Below are 23042 nucleotides of genomic sequence, written 5' to 3' on the forward strand. Positions count from 1 at the left end.
GACCGGCGCGCGACCGGCTGCGGATCGTCGAGCATACTCGGCCGCGTCGGCCGGGTCAGGAGGGAAGCGGCGGAAGGGACGGTTCCCGAAGCGGGTTCGGCGCGCGCAGGACCGCCGCCGTCGATCGCTTCGACGGCGGCGGTCCGGCTGGTCGTCAGGAAGAGCCGGCGCGATCTCAGTTCGTCAGGGATTCTCGATCGGCACGGGCTTGAGGACCAGGGAGGCTCGCCCCGGGATCCGCCAGTGCGTGTCGCTCTCGAACGGAGGGGCGCCGCAGCCGCCGTAGCGTGGATGTTCGCTGTACCAGACGATCTTCCATCGCATCCCGCGGGGAGACGCGACGAGGGGTTCCGACGTGGGGTTCGGGAACAGGTCCCGCCCCAGATTGACGACCACCAGCCGGCAGTCGGGCCCGCCTTGAGGGTCGAAGTATCGGAGCACGAACGCTTCGGGACCGATGACGGCCCCGTGCAGGAGGTCCCCGCGCTGCTGACGGAAAATCGGATCCACGCGCCGAAGGGTCAGCAGGTCGCGATGGAAGTCCAGAAGTTCGACGTTCCGGGACCGTTCGCTCAGGTCGAGCTTCGAGGCGAGGAAAGTCGCCTCCTCGCCGGGATTCGGCAGGAAATCGGCGAGGTCCGGGTGCGCGATGCTGCGGAATTGCGTGAGGAACTCGTTGCGGCCCTTGTGAACCGCCGCGGCCAGGTCGTCGACGTGGTCGGCGAAGTAGAGGAAGGGGGCGGCGGCCCCGTATTCCTGGCCCTGGAAGAACATCGGCGTGCCCGGCGAAAGCAGCCAGAGGGCCGCCATCGCCTTGTACTGGGCAGGGCTCGTCAGGGTCCGCAGGCGATCACCGCGCGCCGAGTTCGACACCTGGTCGTGGTTCTCGAGGTAGGTGATGAACGCCGACGAAGGGAGGCCGAACGTCAGGCTGCCCCGGGGCTTCTTCAGCCAGGCGAAGTACTGGCCCTGGAACAGGAAGCCCCATTTCACCGCCGAGATCAGCTCCTGCGGCGTGCCCAGGAAGTCGGAATAGTAGGCCTCGGAACGACCCGTCAGCGCGACCACGGCGCTGTGGTGGAAGTCGTCGTTCCACTGGGCGTCGAGGCCGTAGCCTCCTTCGTCCGGGGTCCGGATGCGGACCGTCTCCTGCGAGTCGTCCTCGGCCATCAGGATGATCGACCGACGCCCGGCTTTACGCCTCGCGTGCTCGGAGATGGCCGCCAGGACGTGCCGCGGCGACTCGTCGATCATGGCCTGGGTCGCGTCGAGGCGGAGGCCGTCGAGATGGAACTCCTCGATCCAGTACCCCGCGTTTTCGACGAAGAACTCCCGGACCGGCGCGCTGTTCTCGCCGTCGAAATTGAGCGAATCCCCCCACTCGGTCTTGTCCCGGGCCGTGTGGTAATAGTCGTCCGAGAACGAGCGATGATAGGCGCCGTCGGGCCCCAGGTGGTTGTAGACCACGTCGAGGACCACGCCCAGGCCGACCGCGTGGGCCGCGTCGACGAAGCGCCGGAAGTCGTCGGGCGAGCCGTAGCAATGATAAGGCGCGAACAGATCGACGCCGTCGTATCCCCAGCCGAATTGCCCGGGGAATTCGGCGACGGGCATCACCTCGACGCAGGTCACGCCCAGGTCCTTCAGGAAGTCCAGTTCGCGCGCGGCCGCCACCCAGGTCCCTTCGGGCGTGAACGTCCCGATGTGCAGCTCGTACAGGACCTGGCCATGCATCTTGAGCCCGGGCCATTTCGCGTCGCCCCAGGTGAACGAGCGCGGGTCGACGATCTGCGAGGGGCCGTGGGGCCCTTCGGGCTGGAAGCGCGAGGCGGGGTCGGGATAGGACCCCTCGTCGTCGAGCCGATAACGATAGAGCATGCCGGCGCGGGCTTTCGGCGCCAGCCCGGAGAAGTATCCGTCGGGCTCGGCGTTCAGCTCGACGGTCAAATCGTTCCCGTCCGGCCCCCAAGCGGGCCCTTGCTGGAGGACGACGGATACGCGGGACCGCTTCGGCGCCCACACCCGGAACGACACGCCGCCGCCGGGCATGACCTCCGCCCCGATCGGCATCCTTCGATCTGACCGGTCGGCATGCCCGTTCGCGAGTTCTTCAGGAACGAGCCCGGAGGAGTCGTTCGTCTCGCGCGCCGCCTGTTGATCCATCTCGAATCGACTCCTGCATACTGGAATGATGTGCCGTAAGCCCGAGACCCAGGATCTCCGCGACGATCGAGGTCGTCCCGTTGCAGGTCGCCACATCCGCCTTTCCCGTGCAGGGAGCAGCGGCTCGTTCGATCGCGTGCCGCAGGGGGATATCGAGGACTCTTCTCCTGACGGAGCTCGACGTCGCCTCCCGGGCGGATCCCTGACGCGTGGATGAAGGTCGGTAAAGGGACGGTTCGCGTATGCGATCTTCCTGACGTAGAGGTCGACAGATGTAGCGAAATTCATGCCGCCGCCCCTCGGGACGCGATCCCTTCACCTCCACCTTTCGCGGAGGGGAACCGGCTCCGACCCGGCCGAGTTCATCTTCACGACTCGGGGAGTCCTCGCCCGACTGCAAGCACTTGGGGTCTTCCGTCCCACGGGTCACTCATCCACCCGACTGCGATGCGGGAATCGAAGAACCGAAAGCCCATATGTCGAATCATCCAGGAATGGACTTCTTGGGCGCACGACATGCTTGTCTCCAGAGAGTCCTTCACGATGCCGCCCGGCGGCGCACCTCGAGCGCCGCCGCCTTCCGCGTCCATCCTGGCAACCATCATCAGCACCGGCACGGTCGCCATCAGAATACCGCCCCACCACAGGCGCGAACGACCTGGTCGGTTCGTCGGAGACATCATGAGTACCTCACCGAAGAAGACCCGGCACGCTTTTCGCCCGACCCTGGAAGGCGTTCCGCTCGAAGCCCGCGTCGTCCTGAGCGGCGCATCGGCCCCGTCCGCAATGGCGTTCATCTCGGCCCTTCGTACGGGCCAGGTCGGCGGCCTCGCCGGCCAGACCACCACCGGCGACATCACGAGCCGGCAATTGCTGACCACCTATCGCCAGCAAATGCAGGCGACTCAGGCGGCCTTCCGGCAGTACGTCGACAGCCAGGTGGCCACCCTCTATTCCCAGGAGAACCTCGGCGCGGACGGGCGTCCGACGAAGCAGGCGTTGGCCGATTTCAGCACGACCGTTTCCGGCGCGCTCAATGCCACGACGCTCGGGATCTCGGCCCAGACCGCGCTCCTGCCCGGATCGGGCCGACGCCTCCTCACGAACGTCCAGGACTCCCTGCTGGGATCTCGGTCCGGGAGCCTCGCTAGTAAGATCGGGACCCTGGTCAATTCCGGTCGCGGCTCGGCCTCGCAACGCACGTTCCAGACGCTGCTGGATCGGCAGATCAACTCGGCCTTCGCCACCACGACCGCCCAGATCACGAGTTACGTCCGCACGGCGCCGCTGAACCGGCTGGCGGTCGACCCCGCGACGGGCCAGCGCGTTTCTCTCTCGCAGTACGTCGGCGGCCAGGCGGCGCAGCAGATCAATAACACGTTCGGGACCCTGGCCAACAGCGTCGGCGCCAACGCCCGGTCCGCCCTCTTCGATTCCACGGGCGCATACAACGCTCAGGCCGCGACCGCCTTCCAGCAGCAGTACGCCAACGCCCTGGGGACGGCGGCTTACCAGACCAACAACCTCCTCGCGGTCTTACCCAATTCTTCCTCCCTCCGATCGCAGTTGCAATCCAGCTTCTTCGGCGGCGGCACCGGGACGGGCGTGGGGACCGGCGTCGGTACAGGTACCGGGACTGGCGTCGGCACGGGTACCGGTACTGGTACTGGAACCGGCGTCGGGACCGGGACGGGTGCCGGAACCGGGGCGGGCCTGACGAATACGAACCTGTTCAACGCGCTGTCGGGCTCCCTGCCGACCGGCACGAGCCCGGGCGGGACCACGACGCCGTTCGACGCGGCGGCGTTGAATACCGCCTTCCAGACCAACTTCACGACGGCCTTTCAGAACCTCACGACGCCCATCAACGGCTTCCTCGGAGTCGCGTCGACCGGCGCCACGGGGGGCGGCAGCCAGTTGCCGGCCGGCTTCTTCCAGAACGGGGCCACGTTCCCGGGCCTCTTCGGCAGCCAGTTCTCGGGCAGCACGTTCAACAACGGCTTCAACAACGGCTTCGCCACGACCGGCACGGGCTTTCCTGGGTTCGGAACCGCACCGAGCGGGTTCAACACAAATTTTGGGACCGGCTTCAACGGTCTCATCGGGAATCTGAATCAGCAGGCCGGCATCACGCTGCCCACGATCGGCGCCGGAACCGGCGTCGGTACAGGCATCGGCACCGGGACGGGCACGGTCGGGGCGGGTACCGGGACGATCGGGACCGGAACCGGAGTCGGCACGATCGGGACTGGCACAAGTACAGGGACGGGTTCCGGCGTAGGCACGATCGGCACGGGGACGGGGACCGTCGGGACCGGGACGGGAACGGTGGGGACCGGCACGGGCTCGATCGATACGGGTGCCGGCACGATCCCCGTCGGCACAGGCTCGATCGACACGGGCGCCGGCACGATCCCCGTCGGCACGGGAACGGTCGGCGCCGGAACCGGGACGATCGGGACCGGGACGGACACCACGGGCACCGGGACCATCGGAGGGGTCGGCAGCGGGACCGTCGTCACGCCCGGCACGGGCACGGGTTCCGACGGCCTCGGAAGTATCAACACGGGTGGCGCCGGCACCGGCTCGATCGGCACGGGCTCGACGACGGTGGGCGGCGTCGGCACCGATCCCACGGGTACGGGCATGGGAGGACTTGGGACCGGCCTCGGCCTCGGCGGTTCGGGGCTCGTGTAAGGCCAGCGTCGCGCCGGGTCGGCGTCGACGCCATAATTATGATCGATCGACGAGGCCCGCGCGGGATAGCCGCGCGGGCCTCGTCTCATTCCGGTTGCTTGGCCTGACGCGAGGGGAGACCTGCGACGGGTGGCTCAGAAATCGGCCAGGCGCTCCTCGGCGTCGCCGAATCGGTCGAGGCGAACGCCCATCCGATCCATGATGCCGAGATACAGGCTGCAGAGTTTGCGGCGGTCGTCGCCGTGGTCGCCGTAGGCGAGGACCCGGCCGGTCCGGAGCGTGCCGCCCAGGCCGCCGGCGAGGAGAACGGGGACCTTCGAGGCGTCGTGCTTGGTGCCCGACCACAGGCTGTTGGTGAACAGCAGGCAGGTGTTGTCGAGCACCGTCCCCTCGCCCTCGGGCATGGCGTCGAGCCGGGAGGCGAGGTAGGCGAACTGGCTCACGTAGAACCGCGTCACGCGCTCGTAGGCCTCCGACTTGTCGTCGTGCGAGGCCCCGTGATGCGCGGTGCTGACGTTCAGGAAGGGGTAGAAGAGGCCCGAGATGTCGCGGCAGAGCAGGAGGGTCGCGACGCGGGTCTTGTCGGTCTGGAACCCGAGCGCGACGAGGTCGCACATCAGCCGCATGTGATCGCGGACGTCCTCGGGAAGGCCGTTCTCGGGCCGGGGCATCGTCAGCGGCGCCCGTCCATGATCGGAGGCGCGGGCGTCGCCGGCCTCCTTCTCTTTCCGCATCGGCGTCACCCGGCGCTCGACCTCGCGGACGCTCGTCAGGTATTCGTCGAGCTTCGCGCGGTCGCCGGCCCCGACACGTCGGCTCAGCCCCGCGGCCTCTTCGCGGACCCGGTCCAGGATGCTCTGGTTGCGTCGGCTGCCGCGGTTCTCGAACAGGGCGTCGAACGCCAGCGACGGGTAGACCTCCATCGGCACCGGCGACGTGGCGCTCTGCCAGGAGATGTGCGAGCTGTAGGCCATCGAGAAGTTCGTCTCGTGGTAGCCCGTGATCGGCTGCTCGCAGCCCAGGACCATGCTGGGCTGGACCGTCTCGTCGCCCAGGTGCGAGGCGAGCAGCTGGTCGACGCTGACGCCGCCCTTCAGTTCGGCCCCTTTCTGAAGCGCCACCCCCGAGAGGATGTTGCCGGTCTGGCCGGGATGGATGCCGACGCCCAGCGCATGCTTGTTGAAGAGGCCGTCGACCACGTTGATCTTCGACCGCAGCGGCGTCAGCGGCTCGAGGCAGCGGCCCAGTTCCATGGAGGTGCCCGCCCCCTTGGCCCACCACTGGTCCGGGTTGACGCCGCAGCCCATGAAGAGGGCCGCGAAACGTTTGGGCACCGCGGCGACGGCTTCGCCGGAGGCCGAGGCCGCGCCCCAGGCGGGGAGCGACTCCAGCCAGGGCAGGGCCATCGTCACCCCGGTCCCGCGCAGGAAGGCTCGTCGGCTCGGCCGCGGACTGTCCTGCTCTCGATCTTGCGCCGAATGGGCCGCGTCAGACATCACGATCACTCCGATGGGCCGATTTCGATCCGCTTGTTTCGGAACTGGGGGCTCTGGACGATCGTCTCGATCAGGACGCTGAACCGCCCGCCCTGGGCATCGAGGGCCTTGCGCATCGTCTCCACCGTCGCGTCGTCCGAGGGGATCAGGCTGCGGCCGAGCGCGTAGGCGAGCAGCTTGCGGCCGAGGTTCTCGACGAATTCATCGCTCCGTCTCGTCTCCAGGTAGTCGCGCAGGCCTTCGACTCCGAGCCCCTCGCCGCCCCCGGGGAAGGCCGCGTGGGTGTCGACGGGACGGCCGCCGAGGTCGAGCGTTCTCGCCTCGCCGACAGGCCCGTAGCCCTCGAACGCCAGGCCGATGGCGTCGAACCGCTCGTGGCAGCCGGCGCAGGCCTTGTCGGCGCGGTGGCGGGCGAGGGCCTCGCGCAAGGTCTGGTCGCCGAGCTTGGCCTCGTCGTCCGGCAGGTCGGGGACGTTCGCAGGCGGCGCGGGGATGTTCTCGCCCAGCAGTCGGCGGACGACCCAGTAGCCGCGCTTGACGGGGCTCGTCCGCAGGCCGGGCGAGTTCTTGGTGAGGAAGACCGACATCGCCAGCAGCCCGCCGCGACCGTACCGGGTCGCGTCGTCCACCCGGGCCCAGCCATCTGGGCCGGCGGCGGGCGCGGGCATGCCGTAGTGGCGTGCGAGGGCCGGATTGACGAAGGTGTGCTTGCCGTCGACGAACTGGGCGACCGGGGCGTCGTTGCGGACGACGTCCAGGAAGAAGCGGATCGGCTCCTCGAACATCGACCTCCGCAGCTCGTCGTCGAAGGCGGGGAATCGCCCGCGGTCGACGCTGTTGTGCTCCTCGAACCGCCGGAAATCCAGCCAGTTGCCGCCGAACTCGGTCGCCAGGCCGCGGACGCGGTCGTCTTGCAGCATGCGCCGGGCCTGCGCGGCCAGCACCTCGGGATGATGCAGCTCGCCCGCCGAGGCGCACGACAGCAATTCCTGGTCGGGCATGCTCGCCCAGAGGAAGTAGCTGAGGCGGCTGGCCAGGTCGTGGTCGGATAGCGGACGGACGTCGCCTTCTCCTCCGGGCAGGTCGACGCGGTAGCAGAAGTGGGGCGACATGAGGATGCTCACCAGGACGTCGCGAACGGCGTCTTCATGGTTGAGACAGTCCTCCGCGCGGAGGGTCCTGTAGAAGTCGGCGACGCCGCGGCGCTCCTTCATGGACAGCGGTCGGCGGTAGGCCTTCTCGGCCAACGCCTGGAGCGCCTCGACGTGGCGGGGCTCGGCTTCGAGGCGATCCTGATCGACGCGACGGACGGCCTCGGCGATGATCCGGAACTGGTCCTCGATGGCGCGGATCGCCTCGTCGCCCGCCCCGACGCGCCGGGCCTTCGCCAGGTAGACCTCGGCCAGGCGGCCCAGCTTGGGCGGAGAGGCGGCGTCCTTGTCCTCGGCGCGGACGAAGTCGAACGCGGGCTCGCCGCGCATGAAGCCGGTCTCCGCGCGTTCGTACCAGAGGTAGCTGAGGTACTGGCGGATCGGGGCGGCCGTGATGAAGTCGAACTCGCGCCAGAGCCGGTCGAGCTGCTCGCGCCCGGCCGCGTCCAGCATCAGCTCATATAAGGGCCCGTCGTCGCGGAAGTAGCCGGTCATGCTGTGGAACCCGGCGCTCAGCAGGCGGCCGGTGTTGCCCTTATCCTGGCCGTTCATGTAGATGCGCGCCCGCTCCGACACGAAGAAGGCGTCGGGGAAGGTCCGGCAGAACCGCTCGAACGTCGCCTCGTAGCGGGTTAGTTCCTGCGGATCCACGGGGGCCGCGAGGGCGCGAGCCGTCGCGCCTTCCAGGTGCAATCCTTCGGTCTCGATCTTCGTGGCGCCGCCCGCATAACGCATGCGGTTGGCGGCGAGCCGGCGGTTCTTCCACAAGACGAAAGGCTGCGTGCCCTCATTGATCCCCCGCGCGGTGAGGTTCTTGACCTCGGGGACGAGCTGGCGACGGAGCCCGACGACGAGGTCGCGCATCCGCTCGCAGCCCGGCTTCGCGGCGTCCGGCCCCTGGGCGGCGTCGGGCAGTTCGCGCCACATCGCCTGAAGCGCGGCGATGGGGCCGACTTCCTCATCTGGCTCATCGAGCAGGGACGAAATCGTCGCCAGGTATTTTCGGCTCAGCCCGGCGTCGGCGGCGAAGTCGTCCAGCGTGCGATCCGGCTTTCCCAGTGCCGAGCGGTGATGGAACCGCCAGGCCGCCAGGAAGTAGGCGGCGTAGTCGGTCTGCTGGCGCTGGTAGAAGTCGATGATCTGCTTGACGCTGTACTTGTCGCGATCGGTGTCGGCCAGCATCGGATGGGGGGCGAAGGCCAGGCCGTCCGGCTTGAGCACGAGATGGTCGGCGATCCGGCGGGCCGCTTCGAGGTACTTCCTCACGAGCGCGGGCGACATCGCCAGCGATTCGGCCGAGTTGTCGAAGCCCGCCGCGTTGGCCGGGTCCACGGGGAACTCCCGCGTCGGCCGCAGGTCGACGCCCGTGAGGTCGCGAATCGTGTTGTCGTACTCCGCGTTGCTCAGCCGCCGCGGCGGGACTCTCCCGGGATCGCCCGCGTTACGGTCGGCCTCGATCTTGCGGACGGACCCGATCCAGGCGACGACCGCGGCGCTAGACTCGCTTGTGGGTCGATGCGTCTCGCGAGCGGGCGGCATCGTCCCGGCCTGGAGCTGCTCCGCCACCAACTCCCAGCGTGGGAGGTCTTTCGCCACCGACTCCAGCGTGGTGAAGCCGCTCAGGTCCAGGTCGCCCTTAGGCTTCTCCTGGCCGTGGCACTTCAGGCAGTAGTCCGCGAGGAAGGGCCGGATCGTTTCGCGGAACTGGACCTCAGCTTGCTCCGACGGGGACGTTGCAACTCCCCGACCGTCGTCGGCCACCATGCCGAAAGCGACGACTCCCAGCATCAGGCCGACCAGCATCGCCAGGGGCGGAGTTCTTCGCATCGGCCGTAGCTTCCCCCCGATCATCATTGGTTCAACATAAATTAAGCTACCCAGAGCGGCCGAAATCGCCAAGCGAAATCGGGCCGCCGAGGGAGGGCCGCTCAGGGGGAGGTCGCGGCCGGCCGCTTTATTTGGCACCCGCGTCCTTGACGCAGCGGAAGCCCAGGTGCGACATCCCGGAGTCGGTAGCGGTGCCGCGGCGGGCGCTGGGGCGGTAGTTGGAGCAGTAGTTCGAACTGCAGAGGAACGAGCCCCCGCGCGTGACGCGCTTGGGCTGGAAGGGTTCGTCGGGGTCGTAGCTCTTCTCGGGGCCCTTGGGATTGACCGTCAGGTCGACTTCGCCGTCGAGCCGGTAGGTGTCGGGCCGGTACCAGTCGGAGCACCATTCCCAGACGTTGCCGATGGTGTCGTAGAGCCCATAGGGGTTAGGCGGGAAAGACTTCACGGGCGAGATCCGGGGATAGCCGTCCTGGTCCTCGACGACCTCGGGGAAGCGGCCCTGCCAGGTGTTGGCGAGGCGTTTGCCCTCGGGGGCGAAGACGTCGCCCCAGCCGAATTTCCGGCCGTCGACGCCGCCGCGAGAGGCGCGTTCCCACTCGGCCTCGGTCGGCAGCCGCTTGCCGGCCCATTTCGCGTAAGCGTCGGCGTCGTCGAACGAGACGTGGACGACCGGCGACTCGTCCTTGCCCTCGATCGAGCTGCCCGGCCCCTCGGGGTGCTTCCAGTCGGCGCCGAGGACCCAGCGCCACCAGTTGCTGATGTCGTCCAGCCCGCCCGGGGGGAGGGCCCCGGCGGGAGGCGTGAAGACGAGCGATCCGGCGCCGAGCTGGTCGTCGGGCGGTTTGGGCGTGCCCGCCGGCAACTGGGTCTTCATGACCTCCCAGTCGACGGGCCGCTCGGCGGTCGTCTTGTAGCCCGTGGCCTCGACGAACTTGCGGAACTGGGCGTTGGTCACCTCGGTCGCGTCGATCCAGAAGCTGCCGACCTCGACGCGGTGCGCGGGCCGCTCCGAGTCGTGGGCGTCCGGGTCGTTGGTCCCCATCGTGAACTCGCCCCCGGGGATCCAGGCCATCCCCTCGGGCGCCGGGGCCGCCGGCTTCGGGGCCTCGGACTCGGCGACGGCCTTCGGCTTCTCGGCGGGCGCCGGCGCGGGCGCGGAGGGCTGACTCGTCGCGACGGCCGGGGTCGTCGCCGCGGGGGGAGTGGCCGCCGGCTCACCGCAACCGCAGACGACCGCGGCCCACGCCAGGGCGATGGAGAGAGTCGAATGCGGCCGCGTCTTCCTGAGTGAATTGATCATGATTTCTCGGGCGTTTCGGGCCAGCCGGGGGTCCGTCCCTTGTTCTCGGCTTCGAGCCATTCCATCAACGGTTCAAAGTACGCCACGAGGGGCCGGGCGGTCAAACCCTCGCCGGTGGCCTCGCGGAGGACCGCGTTCCAGTCGCGGGTCGCGCCCAGGCGGAGGATGCTCCGCAGGAAGTCGCCGACCCTGGCGTTCCCGTAGTAATTGCACTCGCGGGGATCCTGCTTGAGGATCTCGCGGGCGATGTGGTCGTGGAGCTGGAACTTGAGGACGGTCCCGATCGCGTAATCATAGTATTGCGCGGGGTCGTCGTTGATGTGCGTCTTGGTGGCGGCGTCGCAGAGGGTCTCGGGACGCGCCTCGGGAGGGGCGATCCCCTGGTATTTCCCGACGCGGGCCCACCAGCCGGCGTTGAGGGCGTCGTCGGCGATCGCGCCGGCGTAGAAGTCGCGTTCGAAGCGGGTCATGACGCCGGCCGACCAGGGCAGGAAGACGATCGACGAGCCTTCGAGGGCCGAGCTGAGCAGGAAGGTGTTCGCCGGGGCCTTCTCGGCCTCGGGGGCGAGCAGGCCGACCTGCTTCAGGTAGGGGCGCTGGCCCGCCGCCAGGCCGATCAGGTCGCCGACGCCTTCGTGGAAGGCCCGGTTGGCCCCCGCGCGCAGGAGGTGAGGGACCTCCGGAGTCGAGTAGCTCAGGAAGTAGTAGATGTGGCCCAGCTCGTGGTGCGCGGTGTCGAACCACTGGTTGTCGGGCTCGATCGACATCAGGCTGCGGACGTCGCGGTCCAGGTCGATGTGCCAGGCGCTGGCGTGGCTGTTCTTCTTGCGGCCCGTGGCGGGGTCGGCGGGGTAGAGGTCGGACCGGGTCCAGAAGCTGGGCGGCAGCGTGGCGAAGCCCAACGAGGTGTAGAACTTCTCCGCCTGCTCGGCGATGAACTCGCGGGGCTTGCCCTTGAAGGGGGCGTCCATGTCGACCCCTTCGACGAAGCCCGGCCAGTTCTGCCCCCAGCGGTTCGACAGCCAGTGCGCGGGGATCGCCCCGGCGGGGGCGTCGACGCCATAGCGCCTCGCCAACTGGTGCTTGGCCCAGGTGTGGAGCTGCACGTAGAGCGGCTTGACGTCGGCGACGATCTGGTCGCAGAGGCCCAGCATCGCGTCGACGGTCATCCCGTAGTCGGCGACCTGGAGCGCGAAGAAGTCGGAGAAGCCGAGGCCCCGGGCGACCTTGTTGCGGACGTCCCGCAGCTTCAACAGGCCCTCGCGGAGGGGAGCGCCGATCTCCTTCGACGCCTTCCAGTAGGCCTTGCGCTCCTCCAGGTCTTTCGAGGTCAGCAGCACCTGATCGATGCGGTTGGCGGAGGGATTCTCGACCGAGCCGTCGGACTTCTTCAGGCTGAAGACGAAGCCGTCCTGGGTCGCCGACTGCTTGGCCTCGGCCTCGACGCGGGCCTTGACGACCTCGGGGAGCGTGCCCGGGGCCTCGGCCGCACGCAGGCGGACCTTCTCGAGCTGGCGGAGCTGCAGGTCCGAAAGCCCGTCCTTCTCCTGGAGGAAGCGGGCGACCTTGGCGATGACATCGGTCGCGCCGACGACCTCGTTGACGGCCTGGTTCGCCGCCATCTGGGCCGCGGTGTGGGCCTCGGAGACGTCGGTCGAGGCCGCCCACGCCGCCTGGCCCGCGCGGGTCTCCAGGGGGATCCACTTCTCGACGTAGTCTTTGAGGAAGGCGTCGACCTCGGCGCTCAGGCCCGGGGCGGCCTGGATCGCGGTCGCCTCGACCCGTCCGGCGATCGACCCGAGGGCGGTCGCGGCGGCCGCGGCCTTCAGGAAATCGCGGCGATCCACGCATCCGTCGCCCATGACCCACTTCGCCTGCGTCTCGTCTCGCATCACGGTCCCCCGCTGCTCTCCAGACCCGATCGTGGCCCCAGCTCCCGAAGAGGATAACGCATTTCCCGGCCGGCGTCGCGGCCCTCGGCCGGCGGCGAAACGGCGGACAGGCCCTTGCGTCCCCCGCGGCCCTCGACGATCTTTGTAAATGACGAATCCCCCCGGGCGAGGAGTCGCGGAATCGGGTCGATCCGCGCCTCGCGCCCTGCCGACGAGGCGAGCCGTTCCATGTCACCCCGAAACATCACCGCGTGGCTCGCCCTGGGCTTCGGCCTCCTGCTGGCGTCTGGCCGGGCGCATGCCGAGGAAGGCTACCGGCCGACCGATACGACGGGCCGGCCGCTCAACCTCGATTTCGAGACGGGCGACCTCCGCGACTGGACCGCCCAGGGGGACGCCTTCAAGGGCCAGCCCATCGAAGGCGACGTCGTCGCCGCCCGCCGGAGCGACATGAAGAGCGGCCACGCCGGCCGCTTCTGGGTCGGGTCGTACGAGCGCGACGGCGACAAGCCCCGCGGCACGCTGACCTCGGCGACCTTCAAACTTACGAAGCCGTTCGCACGCTTCCTGATCGGCGCGGGGCCTCGCGACACGACGCGGCTGGAGGTCGTCGCGGCCGAAGATCAGAAGGTCCTCTATCGCGCGGCGGGCGACGGCGTGGAGGACCTCAAGCCGGTCGTGGCCGACCTCACGGCGCACGTCGGCAAGAACGTCTTCCTGAGGCTCATCGACGACGACGTCGCGGGCTGGGGTCACATCAACTTCGACGACTTCACCCTGTGGGACGCCAAGCCCCCGGGCGAGGTGCGGCAGGGCCTGCCGTCGGCCGACGCGTTCGTCCATTCGGGCCTCTCGCCCGAGGAAGCGGCCAGGGCCATGACGCTCCAGCCGGGCTTCAAGTCCACGCTCTACGCCGGCGAGCCCGACGTCGTCCAGCCGATCGCGTTCACGATCGACGACCGCGGCCGGCTCTGGGTCGTCGAGTCGTACACATACCCGATCCGCCTTCCGGAAGGGCAGGGGAAAGACCGGATCCTGATCTTCGAGGATAAGGACGGCGACGGCAAGTTCGACTCGCGCAAGGTCTTCTGCGAGAAGCTCAACCTGGCCAGCGGGATCGAGGTCGGCTTCGGCGGCGTCTGGGTCGGTGCGGCGCCCCATTTCCTGTTCATCGCCGACAAGAACGGCGACGACGTCCCCGACGCGGAGCCCGTCGTCCTGCTCGACGGCTGGGGTTATCAGGACACGCACGAGACCCTCAATTCGTTCAACTGGGGCCCCGACGGCTGGCTCTACGGCTGCCACGGCGTCTTCACCCACTCGCGCGTGGGCAAGCCGGGCACGCCCGACTCCGACCGCGCCCCGATCAACGGCGGCATCTGGCGCTACCACCCGACGAAGCATGAGTTCGAGGTCTTCGCCAACGGCACGAGCAACCCCTGGGGCGTCGACTTCGACGCCAACGGCCGGGCCTTCCTGACCTCGTGCGTGATCCCGCACCTCTATCAGGTGATCCAGGGCGCCCGCTTCGAGCGGCAGGCGGGGAGCGACTTCAACCCGTACTCGTACGAGCTCATCAAGACGATCGCCGACCATCGCCACTACCTGGGCGCCAACCCGCACGGCGGCAACGGCCGCTCCGACCTCGCCGGCGGCGGCCACGCCCACGCCGGGGCACTGATCTACCAGGGCGACGCCTGGCCCAAGGAGTACGCCGGCTCGATCCTGATGAACAACATCCACGGCGCACGGCTGAACCGCGACCTGTTGATGCCTGCCGGCTCGGGCTTCGTCGGCCGCCACGGGCCCGACTTCCTGCTGGCCAACGACCGCTGGTCGCAGATCATCAGCCTCAAGTCCGGGCCGGACGGCCAGATGTACATGATCGACTGGTACGACGAGAACCAGTGCCACATGACCGACCCCACGGCCCACGACCGCACCAACGGCCGGATCTTCCGCGTCAGCTACGGCGATCGCAAGGGTCCGTCGCGCGCCATCGACCCGGTCGCGGTCACCAACGACGAGTTGGTGACGATGCTGGCCCATCCCAACGACTGGCACGTCCGCCACGCCCGCCGTCTGCTCCAGGAGCGAGCCGGCGCGATGACCGAGCCTGCGAAATCGGAGCTGGCCGCGACGCTCCGAACCAAAGCCTTCGGTCCGGGCGAGTTCAAGACCCGGCTCAACGCCCTCTGGTCGCTCGCCACCGTCGGCGGGCTCGACGAGGCCACGACCCTGAGAGCGCTGAGCGACGCCGAGCCCGACTTCCGCGGCTGGGCCGTGCAGCTCGCGACCGAGGAGCGCGCCCCTTCGCCCAAGATGCTCGAAGCCTTCGCCAAGCTGGGCCGGGTCGACACGTCGCCCGTCGTTCGGCTCTACCTGGCCGCGGCGCTCCAGCGGCTCCCGGTCGCCGCCCGTCGGCCGATCCTCGAGGGCCTCGTCCGGCACGGCGAGGACGCGAACGACCACAACCTGCCGTGCATGGTCTGGTACGGGATGGAGCCCGCCGCGGCCGAGTCGCCGGAATGGGCCCTCGGCCTGGCGCTCGCGGCCAAGCTGCCGGGCGTCCTGTCGAACTCCGTCCGCCGCGTCGCGGCGCTCGGGACGCCCGAGGCGTTCGGTCCGATCGTCGCCGCGCTCGACCAGGCCGCGACCGACCCCGTCCGGCTCGAAATCCTGCGGGCCGTCAACCAGTCGCTCCAGGGCCGTCGCCTGGTCGACATGCCCGCGTCCTGGCCGGCCGCATACGCGAAGCTCGCCGCCAGCGCCGATCCCAACGTGCGGTCCCAGGCCACGACGCTCGCCGTCACCTTCGGCGACCCGAAGGCCCTGGCCGCCTTCCGGGACAATCTGGCCGACCCCTCGCAGGCCCTTCGCGCCCGCCAGGACGCACTCGCCGCGCTGCTCAAGGCCCGCGACCCCGGCCTCGCGCCCGTGCTCCGGGGCCTGCTCGCCGAGCCCGGCCTCCGCGCGGCGGCGCTGCGAGGGCTGGCCGCCTACGATGATCCCGACAGCGCGCCGGTCGTCCTGAAGCTCTATCCGACCCTCGCCCCCGAGGAGCGTCGCGACGCCCTCAACATGCTGGCCGCGCGGGTCGGGTCTTCGAAGGCGCTGCTGGGGGCCGTCGAGGCCCAGCAGGTCGCGTCCAAGGATCTCTCGGCCGACATCGTCCGCCAGATGCGAAACCACAAGGACGCCGCGATCGACGGCCTCATCGGCAAGGTCTGGGGCGCGGCACGCGAGACGACGGCGGACAAGTCGAAGTTGATCGAGAAGTATCGCAACATCATGAAGGCCGGATACGCCCGCAAGCCCGACCTCGAGCTGGGCCGGGCCGTCTTCGCCCGCACCTGCCAGCAGTGCCACACCCTGTTCGGCGCCGGGGCGGCGATCGGGCCCGACCTGACGGGCTCGAATCGCGCGGATCTCGAATACGTCCTCTCCAACGTGCTCGACCCCTCGGCGCTCATCGGCAAGGACTACCTCGCCCACGTGATCGCGACCTCCGACGGCCGGGTCCTGACGGGCCTGATCAAGTCCGAGGATAAAGATGCGTTGACCTTGCAGACGGCCAACGAGCTGCTCGTGATCCCGAAGGAGGACGTCGAGGAGCGGCGGCCGAGCGAGCTGTCGATGATGCCGGACGACCTCTGGACGCCCCTGAACGACTTCGAGGTCCGCTCGCTGGCGGCCTACCTCGCCAGCCCCTCGCAGACGCCGATGCTGGCGACGACCGAGAACGTCGCGGGCTTCTTCAACGGCAAGGACCTGGCCGGCTGGGTCGGCGAGCCCGGGCTCTGGTCGGTGGAGCAGGGGGAGATCGTCGGCAAGACGCCGGGCCTCGCCCACAACACGTTCCTGAAGAGCGAGCTGAGCGTGCAGGATTTCCGGCTGACCTTCCAGGTCAAGCTCGTGAGGAACGAGGGCAACAGCGGCGTCCAGTTCCGCAGCGAGGCGCTGCCCGACGGCGAGATGAAAGGGCCTCAGGCCGACATCGGCCCCGACTGGTGGGGCAAGCTCTACGAGGAGAACGGCCGGGGCCTGCTCTGGCCGCAGTCGGCCGAGGCGAACGTCCGCTCGGGCGAGTGGAACGCCTACGAGATCGTCGCCGTCGGCGGCTCGATCAGGACCTGGATCAACGGCAAGCCGGCCGTCGTGCTGGACGACCCCAAGATCTCCCGTCGCGGCATCTTCGGCCTCCAGCTCCACTCCGGCGGGGCGACCGAGGTCCACTACAAGGAGCTGAAGCTGGAACTCAACCCGACCCTCGAACCGAAGACGGCGGCCCGATGAGCCAGACCGAATACATCCCCGGCGTCTGCAACATCGGGGGGGCCGAGGTCCGACTGCGCAAGCTCGTCGGCTGGGCGGGGCTCATCGGCGCGATCGCACTCTGGGGATGCTTCGCCTGGGCGAAGGTCGCGCCGCCGATCCGGCTGTGGGTCGGCGGCCCGGCGTTCATGTCGGCACTGGGGTTCCTTCAGGCCCGTCGGAATTTCTGCGTCAACTACGGGCTCGGCGGCGTCTCGGGCTTCGGGACGAGGGCCGGCGAGACCGAGCTGGTCGAGGACGTCGAGGCTCGCGAGCAGGATCGCCGGACGTCGTGGCGGATCATCGCGACCTCGGCCCTGGTCGCTGCCGCCGCGGCGGTCGCGGCCTGGCTCGTGCCGACCTGACCCATGGGCCGACTGCGGACCCTGATCGGCCCCGCGCCGTTGGTACTCGACGGCGGCTGGGCCACCGAATTTCAGGCGCGCGGACTCGGCCTTTACGAGTCGCCGGACGCCTGGAACCTGACCCGGCCCGATGACGTCCTGGCCGTTGCACGCTCCTACGTCGAGGCCGGCGCCCAGGCGATCCTGACCAACACGTTCCAGGCCAACCCGATCTCCCTCGATCGCGTCGGGCGATCCGCCGAGGCTCGAAGGATCAATGAGGAGGGCGCGAGGATCTCTCGCGCCGCGGCGGGCGGCGGGGCCCTCGTCTTCGGCTCCCTCGGGCCGACGGGAGCCCTGTCGAGCCCCGGCAGCGAGCGTCGCGTGGCCGACGCGTTCGCGATACAGGCCCAGGGGTTGGTCGCAGGCGGCGTGGACGCCCTGGTGCTGGAGACGTTCGACGTCGCAGAGGCCCGTGTGGCCGCTCGCGCCGCACTTGGGACGGGCATCCCCGTAGTCGCGTCGTTCTACTTCGCCGAGACGCCCGACGGGCCGCGGACTGCCTCCGGATTCAGCCCGGAAGAGGCCGTTCGAGCGATGATCGAGGAAGGGGTCGACGGCGTCGGGGCCAACTGCGGGGCGGGAATCGGCGGGTTCCTCGACGTGTGCCGGAGGATGAGCGCGGCCTGCTCGCTGCCGATCTGGATCAAGCCCAACGCGGGGTTGCCGGTCCTCGAAGCCGGCCGGGCGGTCTATGCCGAGACGCCGGAGGCGTTCGCTGCGAATCTGCCGGCCCTGGTCGAGGCCGGCGCGACCTGCGTCGGCGGCTGCTGCGGCACGACCCCCGCGTTCGTCGCGGCGCTGCGACGGGAGGCGGAGACGCTGGGTCAGTCGCGCGCCTTCCAGCGCGACGGGTCCCAGAGATAGACCAAGCCGTCGTCGCCGCACGAGGCGAGGAATCGGCCGTCGGGCGCGAAGGCCACGGCCCGGACGCGGCCCTCGTGGGCGAGGAGCGTGGCCTCTTCCTCGCCCGTGGCCGCGTCCCAGATCCGGACCGAACGATCGCCGCCGGCCGTCGCGATCCGGGCCCCGTCGCGGCTGGCGGCGACGCCCCAGACGCGGCTGATGTGCCCTCGCAGGACGGTCGAGCTGCCGTCTTCAAGATCCCACGACCGGGCCGTCCAGTCGTGGCTGACGGAGGCCAGGTGCCGGCCGTCGGGCCCGAAGGACAGGGCGTTGACCTGCCGGTCATGGCCGCGGAGCAGGCGAGACTTCGTCCAGCCCTCGGCGGAGTGAGTCCAGATGGTGATCGCGCCGTCCTCGTCGGCGCCGGCGGAGGCGAGCGTGGCGCCGTCGGGGCTGAAGGCCAGGCAGAAGACCTCGTCGGGGACGGACTTCTCCTGGGACGCGCCGGGGGTTTCCAGGTCCCAGAAACGGATCTTGCGGTCGACGCCGCCGGTGGCCAGCGTCCGCCCGTCGGGCCCATAGACCAGGGCGATGCAGCGGCCCTCGTGCGAGCCCAGCAGGCGCGACTCCGGCGCGGCCGCCTCGGGGCCGGACGTCAGGTCCCAAAGCCGGACGGTGCCGGCGCGGCAGGCGGAGGCCAGGCGCCGCCCGTCGGGGCTGTAGGCCAGGCCGGTGACCTTCTTGGTGTGCGCGCGGAGGACCTTGGAGACGGCGTGCGACGGCTCGTCCCAGAGCCGGATCACGCCGTCGGAGCCCGCCGAGGCGATCTGGAGGCCGTCGCGCCGCACGGCGACGGCCCCGATCGAACCGCCGCCGCCCTCAAGCTTCCGGGGCTCCACGTTCGCGGCCCGCTCCCAGGGCCGGGCGTTCCAGAGCACGACCGAGCCGTCGCCCCCGGCCGACGCCAGGGTCAGGCCGTCGTCGCTGAACGCGAGCGCCTCGACCGAATCCTTGTGGCCCCGCCGGGCCAGCATCTTCTCCCAGGTGGCGACCTCGGTGAAGATCACCGTGCCGTCGGAGGCGGCGGTGACGAGCCTGCGCTCATCGGGGCTGAAGACGAGCGCGTTGACGGCGTCGAAGTGGAATTTCAGCTCCTGAGGCGCGGTCGGCGCGTCGACGTCCCAGATCGCCACGGTCCCATCCGCACCCCCGACCGCGATCTTCCGACCGCTGGGAGAGATCGCCAGGGCCAGCGAGGTCTCCTCGGGCCGGGTCATCCCCTGGAAGTGGACGGCGCTGCGAGATTCCAGGGACCAGGCCCGAGGCGGCTGGGCCTCGCCGACGCTGAACAGATGCGATCCCTGGGCGTCGAAGGCCAGGCCCAGGATCGCCGGGCCGTCCTGGACGAGGACGCTCAGGGGAGCGTCGGTCCCGCCGGTCGCGTCCCAGATCAGGATCCGACCGTCGTCCCCTCCGGTCGCCAGCCGCAGGCCGTCGCGCGAGACCGCCAGGGCGTCGACGCCGCCGCGGTGGCCTTTGAGGACCCTCGGCAGGCCCCACGCGTCGCCCGAACGGGTCCAGACGCGGGCGCAGCCGTCGGTGCAGGTGGCGATGATCCGCTCGGCCCCGCCGGGGGGACGCGACCAGGCGAGGTCGTAGACCGTCGCCTCCGCGGGGAGGCCGGGCAGCTCCTGCGGCTTGGCGGACATCATCCCGTTCCAGATCCACGGCGGCCCGCGCCGGCCGGCCGCGACCAGGTCGTCGCCGCCCGGCCGGAAGGCCACGCCGTAGAGCGTGCCGGGATAGCCCCGGAGGATCGGCGGCTTGTGGTGTCGGAGCCGGTCCAGGTAACGCCACTCCCAGTCGCGGTACTCGGGCGCGCAACGCCGCAATTCGGCCTCGGCGTCGGACGTCCGGCCGGCGTCCAGGGCCGACGAGGCGAGCGAGAGGCGGCCGAGGGCGGACTGCCGCTCCAGTTGCTTCAGGGCTCGCTGGACCCGCAAGAGCTGGATGGAGGTCGACGCCAGGCCGAGCAAGACCGAGGCGACGCAGGCGAGCAGCAGCCCCGCGATGACGGGTCGCTCGACGACCCAGTGGACGGCGTTCTCCAGGAAGCCCGGCTTCCGGGTCTTGATCGGCACGCCCTTGACGAACCGCGCCAGCTCGTCGGCCAGCTCGGCGGCGGTCTTGAAGCGTCGGGCCGGGTCTTTCTCCAGGCATCGGACGCAGATCCGGTCCAGCTCGTCGGGCACCTCGGGGTTCCAGCGCTGGGGGGGCGTGAGGGGTTCGTTGAGCACGCGGAGGACGATCGCCATCGAGTCGTCCCCGGTGTAGGGGGGGCGGCCGGCGAGCATCTCGTAGAGGGTGGCGCCCAGGCTGTAGACATCGCTGCGAGGGTCGACGCGCGAGGCGTTGCGGACCTGCTCCGGGGGGATGTATTGGGGCGTGCCCATCAAGACGTCCTTGGCCGTGAGCGTCAGCGTCATCGTCTGCTCGAACATCTTCGCGAGGCCGAAATCGGTGAGATACGGCTTCCCGGAGGCGTCGATGATGATGTTGCTGGGCTTGATGTCGCGATGCACGACCCCCTTGGCGTGGGCGTGCTCGACCGCCCGGACGATGGGTTCCAGCAGGGCCGCGGCCTCGGCGGGGGGCATCCGGCCGCCCTTGAGCCGCTTCGACAGGCTCTCGCCGTCGATGAGCAGCATGACGTAGTACGGGAAGCCGTCGTGCAGGCCGGCGTTCAGGACCGGGACGACGTGGTCGTCGCGGATCATCGCCGCGGCCTTCATCTCGAGGTAAAACCGCGCGACCAGTCGCGTGGGGTCGCTGGTCCGCGTCTCGGCGTCCCAGATCGAGCGGCGGATGATCTTGAGGGCGACGACCTGGTCGAAGGCCGTCATGCGGTGGCGGGCGCGATAGACCTCGCCCATGCCCCCCCAGCCGATCAGCTCGAGCACCTCGTACTCGTCGATGATCGTGCCGGCGGCGACGCAGCCCTGATAGCGGATCCGGCTCACCGCCGCCGGATCGTCCGAAGGCTCGACGGGCCGGGCTTGGGGGAGGCCCAGGCTTCCGAAGCTGGCTTCGAGGCCCTCGATCGTCGAGAGCAGGGGGATCGTCTCGGGCGTCGAGGGCTGCGCCGTCGCGGGCTCGGCGATGGTGGACTTCATGCCTTCGAGCAGGTCCGCCAACTTGCCCGCGATGGCGTCGGCCTCGCCGGTCTTCCAGCCGTTCGACTCGGGAGCTTGCGCCCGGATCGTCGGGGGCTCGGTCTCGGCGTCGACCGGCCCCCCCGCGTGGGTGACGAACGAGTCGTCGGGCTCGTCGGGGACGGCGGACGGACCTTCCATCAACGGCTCCTGACGACGTCCCGCGCCGCCGCGACGACCTCCTCGACCGGGCCGATCGACGGCGACTCGCCGCGGCGACCTCCCATCGATGACGCATCGTCGCACTCAGTCTAGCCGCCGCGGGGGCCGTCCGACAACGAAAAACGGGCGTCGGCGGCCGCAGCGCGCCGACCCCCTCGGCTCACGGGTAGAGCGTGTAGGTGCCGTCCGCGTTTCGCTTGTACGAGGAGATGATTCGATAGGCGATGATCTCCTTGTTGATGGCCTTCCACCAGTACAGGGCTTCGGGGCCCAGCTCCTTCAACACGACGATGTCGTGATCGCAGCAGGTGCAGGGGAGCTTCAGGAAGCAATCGGGGAAACACTCGCCGCAACCACCCTCCTTGACAGCGCCGCCGTGGTCGTGCACGTCGTGACCGGCCGCGGGCACGACCCCGCTCTGGGGCGTCGCAGGCGCCTGATGTGCGGGAGCGGCCTGAGGCGTCGCTCCGACCTGGGGCGTCGCCTGGGGCGGCGTGGGGGGTGGGGGCGTCGGGGGCTTGTAACAAGGGCGGAGGGGGTTGGGGATGATCGCAAAAGCCGCGACCCGGACCTGCTGGTAGGTCGTGACCACCGTCGGAACCTGGACGTAACACCAGGTTCCGTTGGATTGCCATTGCCAGGCCCCGGTCATGGCCTGCGACGTCGTCGGCACCGTTCGGATCACCTCGACGGGGACGATGATGATCCCGTTGGCCGACGTCCGCCCCGTCATCGTCCCCAGCGCCAGCGTCACGCCGATCGCCAGACCCCAGTTGCCTTTCATCTGCCGTATCTCCAGCCAGGTTGGGAAGAACGCGCCCGAATCCTCGGCAGATTAATGGAATCCGACTGGAATATCCAGGGTAAATAGGATGAATAGGAACAATATTCAATAGGCTGCTAAAAAATGATCCATAAGCCTAATTTAGGCGTTCAACCGGGGGGACTTGAGCGGAGCCAATGGATGAAGTCGGTCGCGGCCGAGGTCCCGCCCGAGGCGCGGACGAGCATGGCGATCTGGCCGCGGTGGTAGGGCGAATGACCGGAGAGCTGGGTGAGCAGATCTTCGACCGTATCGCGATGGGGCGTGCCGTCGGTGGTCTTGTAGTCCACGATGCGGTCGAGGTCGTCTTCCTTGAGGGTTGCGAGATAGGCCAGCGAGCGGCGTTCGGTCTCGGCCCAGTCGGCTCGCACGTCTTCGAGGTTCGCGTTCTCGGGGAAGAGCTTCCCGGTCGGGGCCGGACCGGACCCCAGGCGGGAAAGCCAGATCCTGCGCGCGAGGACGACATGGCCCATGATGTCGACCGCCCTGCGGAACTCGGCGCCATCTCGGCGGTCGGCGGGTACGCCGTCGAGCGAGGCGAAGACCCTGGCGTGGGCGAAACGTTCGAACTCGAACAGGCGACGGAATCGGTCGGCGAGGGAGTGGGGCATTCTTCAGACTCCGGTTGAAGAGTGGGACGGAGGACAGGGTTACTTCGAATCCCGGACAGGCGGCTTCGGGTCCGAGTTCGGGGTGCGGAGCGGGCGAAAACCGTCGTCTCCGTTGTTATCATGGTGAGTCGCACCACGAAAGAG

At 69.4% G+C, this 23042-nt stretch carries 12 protein-coding genes; 4 read left to right on the forward strand and 8 right to left on the reverse strand.

Annotated elements, in window-relative coordinates; translation table 11 throughout:
- Positions 1 to 183: 183 nt before the first annotated feature.
- A complete protein-coding gene (gene treZ, locus PZE19_RS07580) occupies positions 184 to 2070 on the reverse strand; it encodes a malto-oligosyltrehalose trehalohydrolase (protein ID WP_277859974.1) in 1887 nt (628 codons plus the stop codon).
- Between the two features lie 636 nt (positions 2071 to 2706).
- On the opposite strand from treZ, the gene PZE19_RS07585 reads away from it, so the two are divergent.
- On the forward strand, positions 2707 to 4860 hold the full coding sequence (locus PZE19_RS07585; RefSeq protein ID WP_277859975.1) for a hypothetical protein: 2154 nt from the start codon (positions 2707 to 2709) through the stop codon (positions 4858 to 4860).
- A 134-nt stretch (positions 4861 to 4994) separates the two neighbouring features.
- On the opposite strand, the gene PZE19_RS07590 is transcribed toward PZE19_RS07585, so the two are convergent.
- The 4 genes from PZE19_RS07590 to PZE19_RS07605 all read right to left on the reverse strand — a co-directional run bounded on the left by PZE19_RS07590 (position 4995) and on the right by PZE19_RS07605 (position 12526).
- The gene (locus PZE19_RS07590) at positions 4995 to 6266 is read right to left on the reverse strand and encodes a DUF1552 domain-containing protein (RefSeq protein WP_277859976.1); all 1272 of its coding nucleotides are present in this window, start codon (positions 6264 to 6266) and stop codon (positions 4995 to 4997) included.
- Positions 6267 to 6361: 95 nt separating this feature from the next.
- The gene (locus PZE19_RS07595) at positions 6362 to 9334 is read right to left on the reverse strand and encodes a DUF1592 domain-containing protein (protein WP_277859977.1); all 2973 of its coding nucleotides are present in this window, start codon (positions 9332 to 9334) and stop codon (positions 6362 to 6364) included.
- A 127-nt stretch (positions 9335 to 9461) separates the two neighbouring features.
- A complete protein-coding gene (locus tag PZE19_RS07600) occupies positions 9462 to 10634 on the reverse strand; it encodes a formylglycine-generating enzyme family protein (RefSeq protein ID WP_277859978.1) in 1173 nt (390 codons plus the stop codon).
- A complete protein-coding gene (locus PZE19_RS07605; protein WP_277859979.1) occupies positions 10631 to 12526 on the reverse strand; it encodes a M2 family metallopeptidase in 1896 nt (631 codons plus the stop codon). Before PZE19_RS07605 ends, PZE19_RS07600 begins: the two co-directional genes overlap by 4 nt.
- A gap of 228 nt (positions 12527 to 12754) precedes the next feature.
- Between PZE19_RS07605 and PZE19_RS07610 the strand changes: the two genes are divergently transcribed.
- The 3 genes from PZE19_RS07610 to PZE19_RS07620 are packed head-to-tail and all read left to right on the forward strand — an operon-like array spanning position 12755 to position 18111.
- Complete coding sequence (locus PZE19_RS07610) at positions 12755 to 16822, forward strand: PVC-type heme-binding CxxCH protein (RefSeq protein WP_277859980.1); 4068 nt, start codon at positions 12755 to 12757, stop codon at positions 16820 to 16822.
- The gene (locus PZE19_RS07615) at positions 16819 to 17205 is read left to right on the forward strand and encodes a hypothetical protein (protein ID WP_277859981.1); all 387 of its coding nucleotides are present in this window, start codon (positions 16819 to 16821) and stop codon (positions 17203 to 17205) included. The genes PZE19_RS07610 and PZE19_RS07615 overlap by 4 nt, the downstream gene beginning before the upstream one ends.
- 3 nt (positions 17206 to 17208) lie before the next feature.
- On the forward strand, positions 17209 to 18111 hold the full coding sequence (locus tag PZE19_RS07620; RefSeq protein ID WP_277859982.1) for a homocysteine S-methyltransferase family protein: 903 nt from the start codon (positions 17209 to 17211) through the stop codon (positions 18109 to 18111).
- On the opposite strand, the gene PZE19_RS07625 is transcribed toward PZE19_RS07620, so the two are convergent.
- From PZE19_RS07625 to PZE19_RS07635, 3 genes are all read right to left on the reverse strand, one after another.
- Complete coding sequence (locus PZE19_RS07625; protein WP_277859983.1) at positions 18072 to 21443, reverse strand: WD40 repeat domain-containing serine/threonine protein kinase; 3372 nt, start codon at positions 21441 to 21443, stop codon at positions 18072 to 18074. The genes PZE19_RS07620 and PZE19_RS07625 overlap by 40 nt on opposite strands.
- A 181-nt stretch (positions 21444 to 21624) precedes the next feature.
- Positions 21625 to 22248 (reverse strand): hypothetical protein, encoded by a 624-nt coding sequence (locus tag PZE19_RS07630; protein WP_277859984.1) that lies wholly within the window; start codon positions 22246 to 22248, stop codon positions 21625 to 21627.
- A 149-nt stretch (positions 22249 to 22397) separates the two neighbouring features.
- Positions 22398 to 22898 (reverse strand): DinB family protein, encoded by a 501-nt coding sequence (locus PZE19_RS07635; RefSeq protein WP_277859985.1) that lies wholly within the window; start codon positions 22896 to 22898, stop codon positions 22398 to 22400.
- Between the last annotated feature and the right edge of the window lie 144 nt (positions 22899 to 23042).

The sequence above is a fragment of the Paludisphaera mucosa genome, assembly GCF_029589435.1.
Classification (GTDB): Bacteria; Planctomycetota; Planctomycetia; order Isosphaerales; family Isosphaeraceae; genus Paludisphaera; species Paludisphaera mucosa.